This is a genomic window from Pseudomonas sputi (genome assembly GCF_021603585.1).
Taxonomy (GTDB): Bacteria; Pseudomonadota; Gammaproteobacteria; order Pseudomonadales; family Pseudomonadaceae; genus Aquipseudomonas; species Aquipseudomonas sputi.
The window spans coordinates 1-18149 of sequence record NZ_BQHI01000025.1 but is presented as its reverse complement, the minus strand read 5'-3'; the positions used below and the strand labels follow the sequence as shown (position 1 = coordinate 18149).

At 61.0% G+C, this 18149-nt stretch carries 12 protein-coding genes, 2 pseudogenes and 1 riboswitch; of the genes and pseudogenes, 7 read left to right on the top strand and 7 right to left on the bottom strand.

Annotated elements, in window-relative coordinates:
- Positions 1–16: 16 nt before the first annotated feature.
- Both L6D81_RS29750 and L6D81_RS29745 read right to left on the bottom strand, forming a co-directional pair.
- Complete coding sequence (locus L6D81_RS29750) at positions 17–760, bottom strand: methyl-accepting chemotaxis protein (protein WP_371857322.1); 744 nt, start codon at positions 758–760, stop codon at positions 17–19.
- 114 nt (positions 761–874) lie between these two features.
- A pseudogene (locus L6D81_RS29745) lies at positions 875–1069 on the bottom strand (HAMP domain-containing protein); the annotation flags it as partial.
- Positions 1070–2411: 1342 nt separating this feature from the next.
- On the opposite strand from L6D81_RS29745, the gene L6D81_RS24060 reads away from it, so the two are divergent.
- Positions 2412–3230, top strand: coding sequence for a M48 family metallopeptidase (locus L6D81_RS24060; protein ID WP_192562371.1), 819 nt, complete (start codon positions 2412–2414; stop codon positions 3228–3230).
- A 44-nt stretch (positions 3231–3274) separates the two neighbouring features.
- Here the strand turns inward: L6D81_RS24060 and L6D81_RS24055 are convergent, their stop codons facing one another.
- The 3 genes from L6D81_RS24055 to L6D81_RS24045 form a co-directional block, all read right to left on the bottom strand.
- Complete coding sequence (locus tag L6D81_RS24055) at positions 3275–3859, bottom strand: TMEM165/GDT1 family protein (RefSeq protein ID WP_007956837.1); 585 nt, start codon at positions 3857–3859, stop codon at positions 3275–3277.
- An 87-nt stretch (positions 3860–3946) separates the two neighbouring features.
- A riboswitch (yybP-ykoY riboswitch) is annotated at positions 3947–4071 on the bottom strand.
- A 50-nt stretch (positions 4072–4121) separates the two neighbouring features.
- Positions 4122–5120: a class I SAM-dependent methyltransferase gene (locus tag L6D81_RS24050; RefSeq protein ID WP_236182212.1), complete on the bottom strand. Its 999-nt coding sequence runs from the start codon at positions 5118–5120 to the stop codon at positions 4122–4124.
- Positions 5121–5152: 32 nt separating this feature from the next.
- Complete coding sequence (locus tag L6D81_RS24045) at positions 5153–6118, bottom strand: 2-hydroxyacid dehydrogenase (protein ID WP_236182211.1); 966 nt, start codon at positions 6116–6118, stop codon at positions 5153–5155.
- 91 nt (positions 6119–6209) lie between these two features.
- Here L6D81_RS24045 and L6D81_RS24040 point away from each other — a divergent pair, with 91 nt between their 5' ends.
- Positions 6210–6839 carry a LysE family translocator gene (locus L6D81_RS24040; protein WP_007956831.1) on the top strand — a complete coding sequence of 210 codons (630 nt, stop codon included), beginning with the start codon at positions 6210–6212 and terminating at the stop codon, positions 6837–6839.
- On the opposite strand, the gene L6D81_RS24035 is transcribed toward L6D81_RS24040, so the two are convergent.
- Positions 6823–7596 carry an AraC family transcriptional regulator gene (locus tag L6D81_RS24035; RefSeq protein WP_236182210.1) on the bottom strand — a complete coding sequence of 258 codons (774 nt, stop codon included), beginning with the start codon at positions 7594–7596 and terminating at the stop codon, positions 6823–6825. The genes L6D81_RS24040 and L6D81_RS24035 overlap by 17 nt on opposite strands.
- Positions 7597–7680: 84 nt before the next feature.
- On the opposite strand from L6D81_RS24035, the pseudogene L6D81_RS24030 reads away from it, so the two are divergent.
- The 5 genes and pseudogenes from L6D81_RS24030 (at position 7681) to L6D81_RS24010 (ending at position 17222) form a co-directional block, all read left to right on the top strand.
- Positions 7681–8851 (top strand): annotated as a pseudogene (locus tag L6D81_RS24030) (MFS transporter).
- A gap of 147 nt (positions 8852–8998) precedes the next feature.
- Positions 8999–10681, top strand: coding sequence for a fatty acid--CoA ligase (locus L6D81_RS24025; protein ID WP_236182209.1), 1683 nt, complete (start codon positions 8999–9001; stop codon positions 10679–10681).
- A 336-nt stretch (positions 10682–11017) separates the two neighbouring features.
- Positions 11018–12907: a DUF1302 domain-containing protein gene (locus L6D81_RS24020; protein ID WP_236182208.1), complete on the top strand. Its 1890-nt coding sequence runs from the start codon at positions 11018–11020 to the stop codon at positions 12905–12907.
- A gap of 27 nt (positions 12908–12934) precedes the next feature.
- Positions 12935–14299, top strand: coding sequence for a DUF1329 domain-containing protein (locus tag L6D81_RS24015; RefSeq protein WP_236182207.1), 1365 nt, complete (start codon positions 12935–12937; stop codon positions 14297–14299).
- A 187-nt stretch (positions 14300–14486) separates the two neighbouring features.
- Complete coding sequence (locus tag L6D81_RS24010) at positions 14487–17222, top strand: winged helix-turn-helix domain-containing protein (protein WP_236182206.1); 2736 nt, start codon at positions 14487–14489, stop codon at positions 17220–17222.
- A gap of 98 nt (positions 17223–17320) precedes the next feature.
- Here the strand turns inward: L6D81_RS24010 and L6D81_RS24005 are convergent.
- On the bottom strand, positions 17321–18149 hold an 829-nt coding region (locus tag L6D81_RS24005; protein WP_276574232.1), incomplete at its 5' end, for a calcium-binding protein.

Genomic DNA, 18149 nt, shown 5'->3' with positions numbered 1-18149 from the left:
GAACGATCACTGTCGGCTAGACCTTGAACTGATTGATCAACCGCCGCTGCTGCTCCGCCAGCTTGGTCAGATCGGCACTGGCCGAACTCGATTCATCCGCACCGCCGGCCACCTCATTCGCCACCTGACCGATGTTGATCACGTTGCGGTTGATGTCGTCGGCCACCGCGCTCTGTTCTTCGGCGGCGCTGGCGATCTGTGTGTTCATGTCATTGATCACCGAAACCGCCTGAGTAATCGTTTCCAGTGCTTCGGCGGCCTTCGCCGCGTGCTGCACACTTTCGTCGGTGCGGTTCTGGCTGTCCTCCATGACCCGCACCACATCGCGAGTGCCCTGTTGCAGTTGCTGGATCATGCTCTGGATTTCTTCGGTGGCCTTCTGGGTTTTCTGCGCCAGGTTGCGCACTTCGTCGGCCACCACGGCAAACCCGCGACCCTGCTCACCGGCACGCGCCGCTTCAATCGCCGCGTTGAGGGCCAGCAGGTTGGTCTGCTCGGCGATCCCGCGAATGGCGATGAGGATCGCGTTGATGTTTTCGCTGTCCTTGGCCAGTGTCTGCACCACGTCCACGGCCTTGCCGATTTCCACGGCCAGCACGCCAATCGAGTTGGAGGTGTCGCGCACGATCTGCATGCCCTGACTGGCCGCCTGATCGGCGTGGCTGGCGGCTTGTGCCGCCTGGGTCGCATTGCGCGCCACGTCTTGTGCGGTGGCGGTCATTTCCTGCACCGCGGTGGCCACCTGATCGATCTCGGCCATCTGTTTCTGAATGCCGATATTGGTACGGATCGCGATGTCCGCCGTGTGCTCCGAGGAATCGCTGACGCTCTGCACCGACGACACCACCTGCGTGATCATCCCCTGCAGCTTGGCGAGGAAAGTATTGAAGCCTTTGGCGATTGAACCGAGTTCGTCCTTGCGGTCACTGCTCAAGCGACGGGTCAGGTCACCTTCGCCCTGGGCGATGTCATCGAGCATGGTCACCATTTGTTTGAGCGGACGGGCGATGCCGTGGCCCACCAGCCAGATCACCAGCAAGCCGAGACCGGCAATGATCAGACCGACCATGGCCATGCCGAAGGTGTCGGACTTGCGCTGGGCGTCGAGGTCGCCTTGCAGCTTTTGCAGATCCGCCATCACCGCGTCGAGCGGCAGTTGCAGCATCAGGGTCCAGCGCGCCTCGGTCTGGCCGATACCGAACGGCAAGTACAGCTCGATCCGGCCTTGCTCTTTATTGACGGTGTAAGTCACTTCGCCGCGCTTGAGACTGGCCATGTTGGCAATCTGCTGGGCGTCGAGGATATCGCTGACCTTCTCGCCGAATTTGCTCGGATCCTTGGTGTAGGCAACGATCCGGCCATTGCTGCCGATCAGGGCCATTTGCCCGGCGCCGCTGTAGAGTTTCTGGTTCGCAGCCAGGAGCATTTCCTGGATGAAGTTCACCGACAGGTCGGCGCCGACGATGCCCTGGAAGGCGCCGTTGAGCATGATCGGTTCAATGAAGGAGGCGAGCATGACGATCTTGTCGCCGACCTTGTACGGGGCCGGATCGATCACGCAGGATTTCTTGGTTTCTTTCGAGCACAGATAGTACTCGCTGGCGCGCACGCCGGTGGACAGGACTTTCTGGTCGTCGACGTCCACCAGTTTGTCCAGGCCCAGGGTGCCGTCGTCATTGCGAAACCACCACGGCAGGAAGCGGCCGTTGCCAGGGTCGATGCCGACAACCTGGGTGCCGACGTAGGCCGCGTCATTATGATCCAGCGCATTTTTTTCCCAGCCGATGTAGGTGCCGAGAATCTTCGGGTTCTTCTCGACGTTTTCCTTGATCAGGCTGATCAGTTGCTCACGGCTTACGGTCAGGCGTGGCTGGCCGTCGGTGCCCGGTGTGCCGAGCAGGGCGTTGACGCGTACCAGTCCGCCGGCAATCAACAGCGGCGCTTCCAGCTCGCGCTGGATCTGGCTGACTTGGGTCTGCGCCAGCGAGGTCAGGCGTTGTTCGATGACTTGTTCGAACTGGGCCTGGGTCCGTTGCTGGACCATCTCCTGGGTGCGGGCACCGGAGAACAGCGCATACAGCACCAGCGCGGCAACTACGCTGAGCACGATGGCGCCGGCCAGGGCGGCCACGGAAAACTGGATCGACTTGAACTTCATGGGAGCTCCGCACGCGAGAGGACGTCTGCGCTGTTGTATCGGCAGCCACTATTGCGCCATGAGGCGAAGTGAATCTGAATGTCGCAAATGGATCAGTGGGCGCCGCAGTGGCAGTGCGCTCGGAGGTGGATATGAATTTTTTCCTACAGGTCAGAAGCGTGTCTTCTGAAAACAGGTGCAACACGTCCGTTGTATCTGGCGTCGATACCATTACCCGCCTAGGATACGCGGCAGGTTTTCAGGGAGCTTTTGAATGAACAAGACATTGGTTGTAAGTGCACTGAGCGCAGCGTTGTTGCTGGCCGGTTGTCAGTCGGTCAACACCACCAGTGGCGGTGCCGTGGGCGTGGAACGCAAGCAGTACATGTTCAGCATGCTGTCCTCGCAAGAGGTCGACCAGATGTATGCCCAGTCCTATCAGAAGACCGTGGGCGAGGCGTCCAGCAAAGGCGTGCTGGACAAGACCAGCAACGATGCCAAGCGTGTTCAGGCGATTGCCAACCGCTTGATTGCCCAGGCACCGAACTTTCGTCCGGACGCTGCGCAGTGGAAATGGGAAGTGAACCTGATCAAGAGCGACGAGCTCAATGCCAACTGCGGTCCTGGCGGCAAGATCATTTTCTATACCGGGCTGATCGACAGTCTGAAACTCACCGACGATGAAATCGCTGCGGTCATGGGCCATGAGATTGCTCACGCCCTGCGTGAGCATGGTCGTGAGGCCATGTCCAAGGCCTATGGCATTGAAATGGCCAAGCAGGGTGCCGGTGCGTTGCTCGGTCTGGGCCAGGACAGTCTGGCGCTGGCCGACACCGTGGCCAACTACGGCATGACCTTGCCCAACAGCCGCGCCAACGAGAACGAAGCCGACCTGATCGGTCTGGAGCTGGCTGCGCGCGCCGGGTACAACCCGAATGCCGCCATCACCCTGTGGAACAAGATGAGCAAGGCCTCTGAAGGTGCGCCACCGGAGTTCATGAGCACTCACCCATCTTCCAGCAGTCGCACGGCTGCCTTGCAGGCGGCGATTCCGAAGGTCATGCCGCTTTACGAGAAAGCGCCCAAGTCCTGAAACAATGATCGCTCCCCCGCTGAGTGGGGGAGCGATCTGCCGGATCAAACCCAGCCGCTGCTCTGCATCGCCTTGTACACCGCGACGATCGCCAGGATCAGGAACGCCGAGGCGGCCAGTCGACGGATCAGGGTCAGCGGCAGTTTCTCCGCCGCAAAATTACCCGCCAGTACCACCGGCACGTTGGCGATCAGCATGCCCGCCGTCGTACCGATGATCACCAGCCACAGCTCCGGATATTGCGCTGCCAGCATCACCGTAGCGATCTGGGTCTTGTCACCGATTTCCGCCAGGAAGAACGCGATCAGGGTGGTCAGGAATGGCCCGAACTTGCGGGCGGTGCTGGCTTCGTCGTCATCCATCTTGTCCGGCACCAGCGTCCACAGGGCGGTGGCGGCAAAACTCGCGGCGAGGATCCAGTGCAGGACCGAATCAGAGAAGAAACTGCCGAACCAGGCGCCGACCGCACCGGCTGCCGCGTGGTTGGCCAGAGTCGCAGCGACGATACCGGCGATGATCGGCCAGGGTTTGCGAAAGCGAGCGGCGAGAATCAGCGCGAGCAGTTGCGTCTTGTCGCCGATTTCGGCCAAGGCAACGATTGCGGTGGGAACGAGTAACGAGTCCAGCATCAGGATTTCCTAAGGGGCGGGTCGACACGGCTATGACACGTACAGCCTTCCCGCCCCGGGTAAGGTGTGCGTGTCATAGGTCTTGTCAAACCCTGCGATCCGTCTGCTGCGGACGCTTGGGTCGCATACGCCATGATCTGAGGATCAAGTATGTTGACGTATGCCGGACGAGCATGGCGCTCGTGGGAGACTACTCCCCTAGGACGGAGCGGATTCTGCCTAGGCAAATCCGATTGAGCAAGCCTCTTTTTTAAAAGAAGTTTCAGCCGCGCTTGGCCCGGTAAATCCGGAATCCGTTGCCTTCGGCCTTGATCGCACAGACCCCGAGATGCTCTTCGATCAACGGTTGATACTTCAGGAAGCTGTTGGCAACCAAGCGAAGTTCACCGCCGTTTTTCAGATGTTTGGCCGCTTTTCGCAGCAAGTTCTCGGTAGCGAAATAATCGGTGTGCACGCCGACATGGAACGGCGGGTTGCTCAGGATCGCGTTCAATCCCATCGGCGCGGCATCGATTCCATCACCGGTCAGCACCTCGGCTTCCAGACCATTGGCCGCCAGGGTCAACCGGCTGCTGGCGGCCGCGAACGCATCAACGTCGAGCAACGTGACCTGATTGTGCGGGTAACGGCGCTTGACCGCCGCGCCGAGCACGCCGGCGCCGCAACCGAAATCCAGCAAATGACCGCTCGGCAGTTTGTCCAGGTGTTCCAGCAGCAGGGCGCTGCCGCGATCCAGTCGGCCGTGGCTGAACACGCCCGGCAGGTTGATGACTTTCAACGGGCCTTCGGCCAGCGGCAGTTCGTAGGTCTGTGCCAGGCTTTCCAGCGGTTTGGCTTCGGGAGCGTTGGCCACGGTCACTTGCCACAGCTGGCAATGCCGCGCGCTGTCGAGCTTGCGCGGCTTGCCGAACGGGTTGAGCTGTTTGGAGGCGCCTTCGATACCGCTGCGTTTTTCCCCGACCAGATACACCTCACGCCCGGCCAGGCGCGAAGCCACGGCATTGAGGAGGTAATCGGTCAGGTCCTTGGCTTTTGGCAGAAACACCACGGCGTTGGTGAATTCGCGTTCCGGAACGTTCACGCCAAAATGGCTGCGGCCTTCGAAGCGCGCATCCAGCGCAGCCTGATCGCCGGCGTGCCAGCACCAGCCAAACGCCTCGGGCAGGCGCCCCAAAAGATCATCGGCAGGCAAACCGGCCAGCAACACCGAACCCTGGAATAACTCGGCCTGACGAAGCAGTACTTCACTGCGCGGATCCATAACTGCTCCTGTGAAAAAAGTCCCGCAGTTTATCAACTGACGACCCGCAGCGCCTTACCGCTGTAGAACGCCTGGGTGTTTTCCACCAGTTGGCCGACGATGCGCTGCCGCGCTTCGCGGCTGCCCCAGGCATTGTGCGGGGTGACGATCAGGCGCGGGATGTCGGCGGCCAGCAGCGGATTGCCTTGGGTCGGCGGCTCGACGCTCAGCACGTCGGTGGCGGCACCGCCCAGATGACCGCTGCGCAGGGCATCGGCCAGGGCCTGTTCGTCGATCAGCCCGCCACGGGCGGTGTTGACCACGAAGGCGCCGGGTTTCATTGAGGCGAGTTCGCGGGCGCCGATGAAATGCCGGGTATGTTCGTTGAGCGGGCAGTGCAGGGTGAGGGCGTCGATCTGCGGCAGCAACTCTTCCAGCGGCAGGCGATCCGCACGGGCAGGGCGCCCCGGAATCTGCCCCAGCAGTACGCGCATGCCGAAGGCTTCGGCCAGACGCGCGACTGCACCGCCCAATTCGCCGTGACCGAGCAGGCCAAGGGTTTTGCCTTCCAGTTCGACGATCGGGTAATCCAGCAGGCAGAACTGTTTCGCCTGCTGCCAGCGGCCTTCAGCGACAGCTTTCTGGTAGTCGGCCAGACGCGTGGCGAGGTTGAGCAGCAGCATGATCGTGTGCTGCGCCACCGACGGCGTGCCGTAACCCTGGCAGTTGCATACGGTGATGCCGTGGGCGCGTGCGGCGGCCAGATCGACGTTGTTGGTGCCGGTGGCGGTAATCAGGATCAGCTTCAGCTGTGGGTTGGCGGCCATGGCGGCGGCGTCGATCAGGACTTTGTTGCTGATCGCCACGGTCGCACCCTGCAGGCGTTCGACCACCTGCGCAGGCAGCGTCTGGACGAACAGTTGCAGATCACTGAAGCAATCACGCAAAGGGCTCAGATCGAGATCACCAAGATCCAGCGAAGGGTGATCGAGGAATACGGCGCGGTGGACGTTCGTCATCAACTGTACCTGTCGTGCTTTGAAGGGAAGGCGTAATCTGCCGAGCCTACCAGATGAAACAACTCGTTACGCTTGGCCGAAAGGAGCCCCCATGTACTGGACCGAATTCTTGACCGTTGCCCTGATCCATCTGTTGGCCGTTGCCAGCCCCGGTCCTGATTTCGCCGTGGTGGTGCGTGAAAGTGTGACCCATGGTCGACGCGCCGGGACCTGGACGGCGCTGGGTGTGGGCACGGCGATTTTCCTGCACGTCGGCTATTCGCTGCTGGGGATCGGGCTGATCGTTTCCCAATCGATCGTGTTGTTCAACGCCCTGAAGTGGGCGGCGGCCGCGTATCTGCTGTATATCGGCTTCAAGGCCCTGCGCGCGCAACCGGCGAAAACCGTCACCGATGACCTGCACAAGGAAGCCGGCGAGCGCACCGCCCGTGGCGCGTTCACCTCGGGTTTCGTGACCAATGGTCTGAACCCGAAAGCCACGCTGTTCTTCCTGTCGCTGTTCACCGTGGTGATCAACCCGCATACCCCGCTGACAGTCCAGGCCGGTTACGGCATTTATCTCGCCGTCGCGACCGCCACCTGGTTCTGCCTGGTAGCCATGTTGTTCAGCCAGCAGCGCGTGCGCGCCGGTTTCGCCCGCATGGGCCACTGGTTCGACCGCACCATGGGCGCTGTACTGATCGCGATTGGCGTGAAACTCGCGTTCACCGAGATGCATTGATCGAGCTGAGCTGATTCAGGGCGTTGAGGTACTCCCGGGGATTGTCCCCGAGCAAACGGCGAAACATCGCGCTGAACGCCCGCGCGCTGCCGTAACCCAGATCCCGCGCCACGCTCTGCACGCTGTCCCCGGCGAGCAGGCGGGGCAGGGCTTCCATCAGGCGCAATTGCTGGCGCCAGGCATTGAAATTCATTTTCAGTTGTTGCTGAAACAGCCGCGCCAATGTGCGTGAGCTGGCGCCCACCTGCTGCGCCCAGTCTTCCAGGGTGTTGGGATGATCCGGCGCACGCAACAGCGCCAGGCAAATCCCTTGCAGGCGTCGGTCACTGGGCATCGGGATGTGCAGCGGCAGGTTTTCGAGGCTGGCGAGTTCTTCCAGCATCAGTTGCTGTATCAGCGGATTGTCGGCATGCGGCGGGCCCTGCACCGCGCGCAGGATCAGCTCGCGCAGCAATGGTGTCACCGCCAGCACGCAGCAGTTGCGCAGGCTGGCGGGCGACAGTTCGGGGGCGATGAACAATGAACGCATCTGTACATCGCCGGACATGAAAATCTCGTGGGCGACCTCAGGCGGAATCCAGACCGCACGACTCGGCGGAAGCACCCAGGCGCCTTGCGCCGTCACCACCCGCATCACGCCGCTCACGGCATAGAGCAATTGCGCCTCGCGGTGCAGGTGCAGCGGCTGGTGCGCACCGTCCAGATAGTCGCGGGGATAGGCGCTTACCGGGCCGTGTTCAAAATGGCTGATCAACATGTCTGATTCGATGACTTGGTTGGCAGGAATGCTCTTTTCGGCCAACTTAGCATGAGCGCTCACTACAACGTAAAGCGTGCCGTCATGAACCAGTCCAGAAACGTCATTCGCTACATCAACGCCGCGCATGTGATCGATCACATGTTCATGCTGATTTTTCCTGCTGCCGTGCTCGGCATGACCCAGACCTTCGCCCTCGACTATGCCGCGCTGATCGGCCTGTCGCTGGGCGGCTTCATCGCGTTCGGCGCGTGTTCGCTACCCGCCGGCTGGCTGCGCGATCACTGGAGCCGGCGGCAGATGATGCTGGTGTTTTTCTTCGGTATCGGTGCGTCGGCGATTTTCACCGGCCTCAGTAACAGCCCGACGATGTTGGTCATCGGCCTGACCCTAATCGGCATTTTTGCTGCGATCTACCACCCGGTCGGCACGGCGATGCTGGTGGCCTATGCGCAGAATCGCGGGCGCGAGATCGGTATCAACGGCATGTGGGGCAACCTCGGCGTGGCGTTCTCGGCGCTGATTACCGGGCTGTTGGTGGCGCAGTTCGGTTGGCGTTCGGCTTTCCTGTTACCGGGTGCAGTGGCGATCGTGCTGGGGATCGGTTTTGCCTTGCAGGTGCGCGAGGAGCCGATTCCCAAGCGTCCGCACACCGCGCTCAAGGGTGCCGGAGGCCAGCGCATTTCAATGGTCATGGTGTTCGGCGTGCTGGCGCTGGCCACGGCCACCGGCGGGGTGGTGTTCAACGCCACCACCATGACTTATCCAAAACTGTTTCAGGACCGCTTGCATGACCTGTTCGCCTCGCCGCAAACCCTCGGGGTGGTGGTCAGCCTGGCCTATGCCTTCGGCGCGATTGCCCAACTGAGCATCGGCCGGGTGTTGCATCGCGTCAGCCTGAAATGGCCGTTTATTGCGCTGACGCTGTGCCAGGCGCCGTTGCTGTTCGCATGGCTGGGCGGTGATCGCCGTCGGTGCCGCGTTCATGTTCGTGGTGTTCGGTCAGGTGACGGTGAACGATTCGATGGTCGCCAACTTTGTTGCGCCGCAATGGCAGTCGCGGGTGTTTGCCTTGCGTTACTGTTTATCGTTCGGTGCCAGCGCAACGGCGATTCCGCTGATTTCTTATGTCGAACCGCGCCACGGTTTTGTGGGGCTTTACCTGATTCTGGCGGGTTTTGGCGCTTTGACTTTCCTCGCTGCAGTGGTTTTCCCACGCACGCCTTCTGAAGCAGCTGTAGGGCAAACGGCCTGAGTGGTGTCGGATTCCGGCAAATGCTGGCTCAAAGCTAGCATTTGTACGGCTCTGCAAATCATTCCTTTGGCTGATTTGGCTGACGTCTAACGGTTCTAGAGTACGAAACTCCAACGCCAACACCGTGCAGTCAGAAAAGGGATTCTTATGTTGCAGACTCGCGTTATTCCACCCGCCGAAGGGGCGTACCAGTATCCACTGCTGATTAAACGGCTGCTGATGTCCGGTGCCCGTTACGAGAAAACCCGCGAGATCATCTACCGTGACCAGCTGCGTTACAGCTACCCGACCCTGATCGAGCGTGTCGCGCGGCTGGCCAACGTGCTGACGGCGGCCGGGGTCAAGGCCGGTGACACCGTGGCGGTGATGGACTGGGACAGCCATCGCTACCTGGAGTGCATGTTTGCGATTCCGATGATCGGCGCGGTGATCCACACCATCAACGTGCGCCTGTCGCCGGAACAGATTCTCTACACCATGAACCACGCCGAGGACCGCTTTGTGCTGGTCAACAGCGAGTTCGTCGGGTTGTACCAGGCCATCGCGCCGCACCTGACCACGGTGGAGAAAACCCTGCTGCTGACCGATCTGCCGGAAAAAACCGCCGATCTGCCGAATCTGGTCGGTGAGTACGAGCAACTGTTGGCGGCCGCGAGTCCGCAGTACGACTTTCAGGATTTCGACGAAAACTCGGTCGCCACCACGTTCTACACCACGGGCACCACCGGCAATCCGAAAGGCGTGTACTTCACCCATCGGCAACTGGTGCTGCACACCATGGGCGTGTCGACCATCATGGGCGCCATCGACAGCGTGCGGCTGCTGGGCACCAACGACGTGTACATGCCGATCACCCCGATGTTCCACGTGCATGCGTGGGGCCTGCCGTATGTGGCGACCATGCTCGGGCTCAAGCAGGTTTATCCGGGGCGTTACGACCCGGAGTTTCTGGTCGAGCTGTGGCGCAAGGAAAAGGTCACGTTCTCCCACTGTGTGCCGACCATCCTGCAGATGGTGCTCAACGCCAAGGGCGCCCAAGGCACCGATTTCGGCGGCTGGAAGATCGTCATCGGTGGCAGTGCGCTGAACCGCTCCCTGTATGAGGCGGCCAAGGCCCGGGGCATTCAGCTCACGGCAGCCTATGGCATGTCGGAAACCGGGCCATTGGTTTCGTGCGCGCATCTGAATGATGAGTTGATGGCGGGCACCGAAGACGAGCGCACCACCTACCGGATCAAGGCCGGCGTGCCAGGGCCACTGGTCGAAGCGGCGATCGTCGACACCGAGGGTAATTTCCTCCCGGCCGACGGCGAGACCCAGGGCGAACTGGTGCTGCGCGCACCGTGGCTGACCGAGGGCTACTTCAACGAACCGCAGAAGGGCGCCGAGCTGTGGGCGGGCGGCTGGCTGCACACCGGCGACGTCGCCACGCTCGACAGCATGGGCGTGATCGACATCCGTGACCGGATCAAGGACGTGATCAAGACCGGCGGCGAGTGGATCTCCTCGCTGGACCTTGAAGACCTGATCAGTCGCCACGTCGCGGTACGTGAAGTAGCAGTGGTGGGCATTGCCGATCCGCAGTGGGGCGAGCGTCCATTTGCCTTGCTGGTGGTCCGTGAAGGGCACACCATCGGGGCGCGCGAGCTCAAGGAACACCTCAAGCCATTCGTTGAATTGGGGCACTTGAGCAAGTGGGCGATCCCGAGCCAGATCGCGCTTGTTACTGAAATTCCCAAGACCAGTGTCGGCAAGCTCGACAAGAAGCGCATCCGCCTCGACATCACTGAATGGCAGGCCAACAACAGCACCTTCCTCTCGACGCTCTGAGCGTCCGCTGGCGCGCCGAAAACGGCGCGCCAGACCCACCAAGCAAGCGCTTGGCTTGTGAAATCCGAATTTTCAGCCATCCTTGCCATGCCGACATGTGTCGGACTGGCGAAAGGACTGTTCCAGAGTGGCCGGCAGCTGCAAATCACACTTTAGAGGGATCAAGCAGTACCACCTGCTGGCTATAGTCCGCTCAAGGATTTTTAAGAACGGGGCACACGCACGAACGGGGCGATGCAACATTGAAGCGATTTCGGGAAGCCTCTGGCGCCCGGTCCTTCAGGCGTTTTTAAAAGTACTCACTGCCATAACAATAATGCACATGGAGTAGCGTCGATGACCTCAGTAAACCAGTTCTGGCGCCGGGCAAAGCTGCCTCTGGCCGTCAGTCTTGCTTCTTCGCTCGCCGGGCCAGCATTCGGCGTCAGTTTCAACGTCGGTGAAATCGAAGGCCAGTTCGACTCCTCCCTGTCGATCGGTGCCAGCTGGTCCACCCAGAGCCCGAACAAGAACCTCATCGGCGTCAACAACGGCGGTCACGGTCTGTCCCAGACGTCCGACGACGGCCATGCCAACTTCAAGAGCGGCGAAACCTTCTCGAAGATCTTCAAGGGCATCCATGACCTCGAACTGAAATACGGCGACACCGGCGTGTTCGTCCGTGGCAAGTACTGGTACGACTTCGAACTGAAGGACGAGAGCCGCCAGTTCAAGGACATCAGCGACAGCAACCGCAAGGAAGGCGCCAAGTCCGCCGGCGGTCAGATCCTCGACGCCTTCGTCTATCACAACTACGCGATCGCCGATCAGCCGGGCTCCGTGCGCCTGGGCAAGCAGGTGGTGAGCTGGGGTGAAAGTACCTTCATCGGCAGCGGCATCAACTCGATCAACCCGATCGATGTGTCCGCGTTCCGTCGTCCGGGCGCCGAGATCAAGGAAGGCCTGATTCCGGTCAACATGTTCTATGTGTCCCAGAGCCTGACCGACAACCTGTCGGCCGAAGCCTTCTACCAGCTCGAGTGGGACCAGACCGTCGTCGACAACTGCGGCACCTTCTTCTCTCAGCCGGACATCATTGCCGATGGTTGCACCGACAACCTGCGCGTGCTGAACAAGCGTTCGCAGATCCCGGCCATTGCCCTGGGGCCATTGGCGGCCAACGGCGTCAATGTCAATGAAGAAGGCGTGCTGGTGCCTCGCGGCGGCGATCGCGATGCGCGCGACAGCGGCCAGTGGGGCGCTTCCCTCAAGTACATGTTCGAACCGCTGGACACCGAATTCGGTGCCTACTTCATGAACTACCACAGCCGTGCGCCGATCTTCAGTGCCACCGGCGCGCCGCAATCTGTCTACAACACCGTCGCCGGATTGCCAGGTCCGTTTCAGGCGCTCGGGCCTCTGTTGGTCGCGGGCAACTCGAAGTACTTCGTCGAATACCCTGAAGACATCCGCCTCTACGGTCTGAGCTTCTCCACCACCCTGCCTACCGGTACGGCGTGGAGTGGTGAAATCAGCTATCGCCCGAATGCGCCGGTACAACTGAACTCCACCGACATCCTGTTCGCCGGTGTGCGTCCATTGGGCGGCCCGTATGCCAACGCCTCGCTGCTCAACGGTGTACCTGGCCAGGACCTGCATGGCTACGAGCGCAAGGAAATCACTCAACTGCAAACTACGTTCACGCACTTCTTCGATCAGGTCATGGGCGCCAGCCGTCTGACCCTGGTGGGTGAAGTGGGCATGACTTACGTGGGGGGGCTGGAGAGCCGGTCCGACAAGCGTTATGGCCGTGATCCGGTCTACGGGCCGGGTGAATTGCCAGCTACCGGTACCACCAACACCTGCGTCAACATCCTCAACAACGGCACCATCAACGGCGCCGGACCAGGTTCGCCGCAGAACAACCGCAGCCGCAATTGCGACAACGACGGTTTCACCACATCCATGTCCTGGGGCTACCGTGGCCGTGCAATCTGGGAATACAACGATGTCTTCGCCGGTGTGAACCTCAAGCCGAACGTAGCGTGGTCCCACGACGTCAGCGGTTACTCGCCAGGCCCTGGCGGCAACTTCGAGGAAGGTCGCAAGGCGGTGAGCCTGGGCGTCGATGCCGAGTACCAGAACACCTACACCGCGAGCCTGGCCTACACCAACTTCTTCGACGGCAAGTACACCACCGTGGATGACCGCGACTTCGTGGCGCTCAGCTTCGGCGTGAACTTCTAAGCACTGCATTTCAGGACGAACGAATTTATGAAAATAACAAAGAGTCTGTTCCACGCCGGTGTTCTGGGCCTGTCGCTGCTGGCGACCGGTGTCATGGCGGCGGTGCCTGCCGCCGAAGCGGACAAACTGGGCAAGAGCCTGACCCCGATGGGGGCCGAGATGGCCGGTAACGCCGATGGCTCGATTCCGGCCTGGAAACCGATGCCGAAGAACGCCGGCACCGTCGACAGCAAGGGCTTCCTGTCCGACCCGTATGCCAGCGAAAAACCACTGTTCACCATCACGGCGCAGAACGTCGATCAGTACAAGGCCAAGCTCGCACCGGGCCAGTACGCGATGTTCAAGCGTTACCCTGAGACCTTCAAGATGCCGGTCTATCCGTCCCATCGCGGTGCCACCGTGCCGGATGAGGTATTCGCCGCCATCAAGAAGAACGCCACCACCACGACGCTGGTGTCGGGCGGTAACGGTCTTGAAAACTTCGACACCGCCGTGCCGTTCCCGATTCCGAAAACCGGCGTGGAAGTGATCTGGAACCACATCACCCGCTATCGTGGCGGCAGCGTGACCCGTCTGGTGACCCAGGCCACGCCGCAACCGAACGGCTCCTACAATCTGGTGTACTTCCAGGACCAGTTCGTGTTCCGCGACAAGATGAAGGACTACGATCCGGCTAACCCGGGCAACATCCTGTTCTACTTCAAGCAGAAAGTGACCGCGCCAGCACGTCTGGCCGGTGGCGTGTTGCTGGTGCACGAAACCCTCGACCAGGTGAAGGAACCGCGTTCAGCGTGGGTCTATAACGCCGGTCAGCGTCGTGTACGTCGCGCTCCGCAAGTGTCCTATGACGGCCCGGGTACCGCGGCGGACGGCCTGCGTACCTCCGACAACCTGGACATGTTTAACGGCGCACCGGACCGTTACGACTGGAAACTGGTCGGCAAGCAAGAGATGTACATTGCCTCCGACAGCTACAAGCTCGACGATCCGAAACTCAAGTACGCCGACATCATCAAGGCCGGGCACATCAACCAGGATCTGGCGCGTTATGAACTGCGTCGCGTCTGGCACGTGACCGCGACCTTGAAGGAAGGTCAGCGTCACATCTACGCCAAGCGTGACTTCTTCATCGACGAAGACACCTGGCAAGCGGCCGTGATCGACCACTACGACGGTCGTGGTCAACTGTGGCGCGTCGCCGAGGCGCACGCCGAGAACTACTACGACAAGCAAGTGCCGTGGTATGCCCTTGAAACCCTCTACGATCTGCAGTCCGGCCGCTATCTGGCACTGGGTATGAAGAACGAAGAGAAGCGGGCGTATGACTTCGGCTTCACCGCCGCCTCCAGCGACTTCACCCCAGCCGCCCTGCGCCAGGATGGTGTTCGCTAAGCTGTTGCAAACCGAGGCCGCATCCTCGTGAAAACGCCCCGACTGGTTCGGGGCGTTTTTTTGCCTGTCGCTTTTTCAGTAGCCTTTTTGTAGCCATTTGTAGCAACGACCTTCATAACCGCTCCGTTTAAGGCTAGTCTGCGGACATCTGCTACGCCGCCAACAGCCATTCAAACAAGAGCCGGCCATGACTGATCTGTCCCCACTTCCGGGTCCTGCAAGCGTTGCCGTCGCGGCACTGGACGGGCGTTTTTTCCGTCCGCCGTTACCCGATGGCTACGTACTACGACCCCGTTTGTGCGAGCGCCTGAGTGCGGGGCTCGGAGGACGCCTGTTGCTGGTCAGCGCTCCGGCCGGCTTTGGCAAGAGCTCGCTGGCAGTGGAGTTCTGCCAAAGCCTCCCGGGCCATTGGCAAAGCCTGTGGCTGGGGCTTAGCGCTCGCGACAGTGACCCGGGACGCTTTCTCGAGCGCTTGCTCGAGGGCCTGCAGGACTACTTTCCAGAACTTGGCAGCCGCGCACTCGGTTTGTTGAAAATGCGTCAGCGTCACCAACCGTTTGCCTTCGAAGAATGGCTCGACGGGTTGCTCGATGAGTTGGCACTGCATCTGCTACCGACCTCGCCGCTGCTGCTGGTACTCGATGATTACCACCTCGCCCAAGGGCCGGTACTCGACCGTTGCCTGCAATTTTTCCTCAACCATTTGCCCGATGGCCTGCTGGTCATGGTTACCAGCCGTCAGCGGCCGGACTGGCACCTGGCTCGTCTGCGCCTGTCACGCCAACTGCTGGAACTGCACGAACAGGATCTGCGCCTGACCCACGACGAAGCTCTGGAACTGCTCGATCGTCACAGCAGTTCCCTGCGCGGCGAGGCGCTGGAAAACCTGATCCAGCGCAGTGAAGGCTGGGTGGCCGGGCTACGTTTCTGGTTGTTGGCGATTGCTGAAGCCGGCACCGAATCAGCCTTGCCTCAAGCGTTGAGCGGCGGAGAAGGGTTGATCCGCGAATATCTGTTGGAAGAAGTCATCGATTGCCTGCCCGCCGAGGTTCAGGCCTTTCTTTATGACACCGCACCGCAGGAGCGCTTTTGCAGCGAGCTGTGCGACGCGGTGCGCGAAGCCCATGACAGCGCCGAAATCCTGCGTTTTCTGCTGGCGCATCAGGTGTTCCTCGTGCCGCTGGACGAGCACGGGCACTGGTATCGTTATCACCATCTGTTTTCCGATCTGTTGCGCAGTCGGCCGATCACCCGAGCGATAGTCCCGGCCGCCACGCTGCACCTGCGCGCCTGTCGCTGGTTCAATGCGCAGGGCTTGCTCGATGAGGCGGTGGAGCAGGCCTTGCGCGCCGGGCATCTCGATGTCGCGGCAAACCTGGTACAGAACCTGTCCGAGGAACAACTACTGGCCGAGCAGAACGTCGGCATGCTGCTGCGCTGGAAAATGGACTTACCCGACAGCCTGCTGATCAGCACCCCGCGACTGATCGTGTTGTACAGCTGGGCGCTTGGACTGGCTTGTCAGCTCGACGCGGCCGAAGAGCTGGCCAGTCACCTGAGCCGGTTTCTGCCAGCACCTTCGGCCACCGCACAAAAATCGATGTTGGCCCAATGGCTGGCGCTCAAGGGCATCATCGCCCGCGGGCGGGGGCATCGCGAGCAGACCATCGAGTATTGCAGCGAGGCACTGGAAAGCCTGCCGGCCAAGCGTTACGGCCAGCGCCTGATGTGTCTGTCGACCTTGTCCAATCTGGCGATTGCCGACGGTGATCTGTGGCGTGCTCGTGGTCTGAATCGTGAGTCGCTAGAGCTGGCACAGCGGGTTGGTAATCCGTTGTTCGAGGCGTTGGCGCATTACGATCGTGCCCGCGTCCTGCAGGCGCGCGGCGAAATCCTGCGTGCGCTCGATGAGGTGCGCCAAGGACTGGAGCGCTTGCGCGGATTGTCCGCACAGCGTTTGTACGCCGTGCGTGCGCGACTGACGCTGTATGAGGGTTTTCTGCTTGCCATGCGGTTGCAGCCTCAGGCGGCAAGGATACGATTGCAGGCAGGCCTGACTGAAGCGCGGGCCTGTCGCGACATCAGCGTGCTGATCGGTCACTGCGTGATCGCACGGCTTGACGGCAACAGCGGAGATTTTGCCAAGGCCTTTGCGGAACTGGCCGAAGCCGAACGTTTGATGCACATCTGGGACGTTCCGCCGATCTATTACCTGGCGATGATCACCCTGGTCAAATGTGAACTGTGGCTGGCCCAGGGGCGTATCGATCTGGCCGAAGCCTGGCTGGCGCGACTGGGCCAGACTTACACCGGTGAACGTGCTGCGGCTCCGCCGGAGTTTCATCCGCAGTTGCCGTTGCACGTCGAACTGCAACAGGCGTTGCTGGACGTCATTCAGGGGCAGCCGTTGCTCGCCGAAGGGCGGCTGAACGTGCTGCTGGAGAACGGCCAGCAAACCGGGCGGCAACTGCTCAGCGTGATGGCACTGACGCAGAAAGTGGGGTTGCTGTTGGCGGGTGGGCGCGAACCCGAAGCCCGTAAGGCGTTGAGTCAGGCGTTGGAAGCGGCGGCTGGCGGCGTCCTGCAACCCTTCGATGTGCTGGTCAAGAAGCATGCGAACTGGTTGCGCGGGCAACTGTCACTGACTGCACCGACAGTCGTCGGTCAGCAGTTGCTCGAGCAATTCCCTCAGGCCCAGGCTCGCCCCACTGCGGAATCCGCCGCTACCGAACAGCTCAGCAGCCGCGAACTGGCGGTGCTGCGTCTGATCGCTCAGGGTTGCTCGAATCAGGAAATCAGCGATCAACTGTTCATCTCGCTGCACACCGTGAAAACCCATGCCAGTCATATCAACAGCAAACTGGGGGTGGAGCGGCGCACCCAGGCCGTGGCGCGAGCCAAGGAACTCGGGGTTTTGAACTAGACATTCTGCGTTATTGACGCAAACAGAAACGCCCCGAATCATCGGGGCGTTTCTGTTTGGCTCCCGACCTGTGAAAACAGGTCGGGTGTCGGGTTGTATCAGGCCACCAGATCGTTGGCACTGAAGCTGTTCACACCCACCAGCTGGATTTCGAAGTCCGCACCGGTGTTACCGCTCACGTTGCCTGAGAGCACGTGATCGATGAATCGCAGTTGGCCCGCGCCAGTGAAGTCGCCCGCACCGATGAAGGTGAAGCCGTTGAAACCGGCGGTCAGCAGATTGGCATCAAACTTGGTCAAGTCGATCTTGTCGCCTTGTGCGCTGTTGAAGTCGGTGATGACGTCGCGCAGATTGCCCACTCCACTCTCGTTCCAGTCATTGAACGTGAACACGTCTGCACCGCTGCCACCGGTTAAGGTGTCAGTGCCCAGCCCGCCGATGAGTGTGTCGTTGCCGGCCCCCCCATTGAGCAGGTTGTTGCCGGTATTGCCGGTCAATACGTTGTTCAGACCATTGCCAGTGCCGTTGAGGTTGGCCGTGCCGGTGAGTACCAGATTTTCCAGGTTGTCGCCCAGGGTCCAGTTCACTGAAGAACGCACGGTGTCGATTTCGCTGGCCAGGGTGCTGGTTTCGATGATGGTGTCACCGGCGTTGTCGACGATGTAGGTGTCATTGCCCAGACCGCCGATCAGGGTGTCGGCACCGAGGCCACCGTCGAGGATGTTGTTGCCATCGTTGCCTGTGATGCGGTTGCCCGAACTGTTGCCGGTGCCGTTGAGATTGTCGGTACCGCTCAGGAGCAGGTTCTCGACGTTGGCGGTGAGGGTGTAGTCGATGGAGGCGAAGACCCGGTCGTAGGCGGTCGGCGAGGCATCGGTCTCGATCACCACGTCGCCGACGTTGTCGACGTAGTAGGTATCGACACCG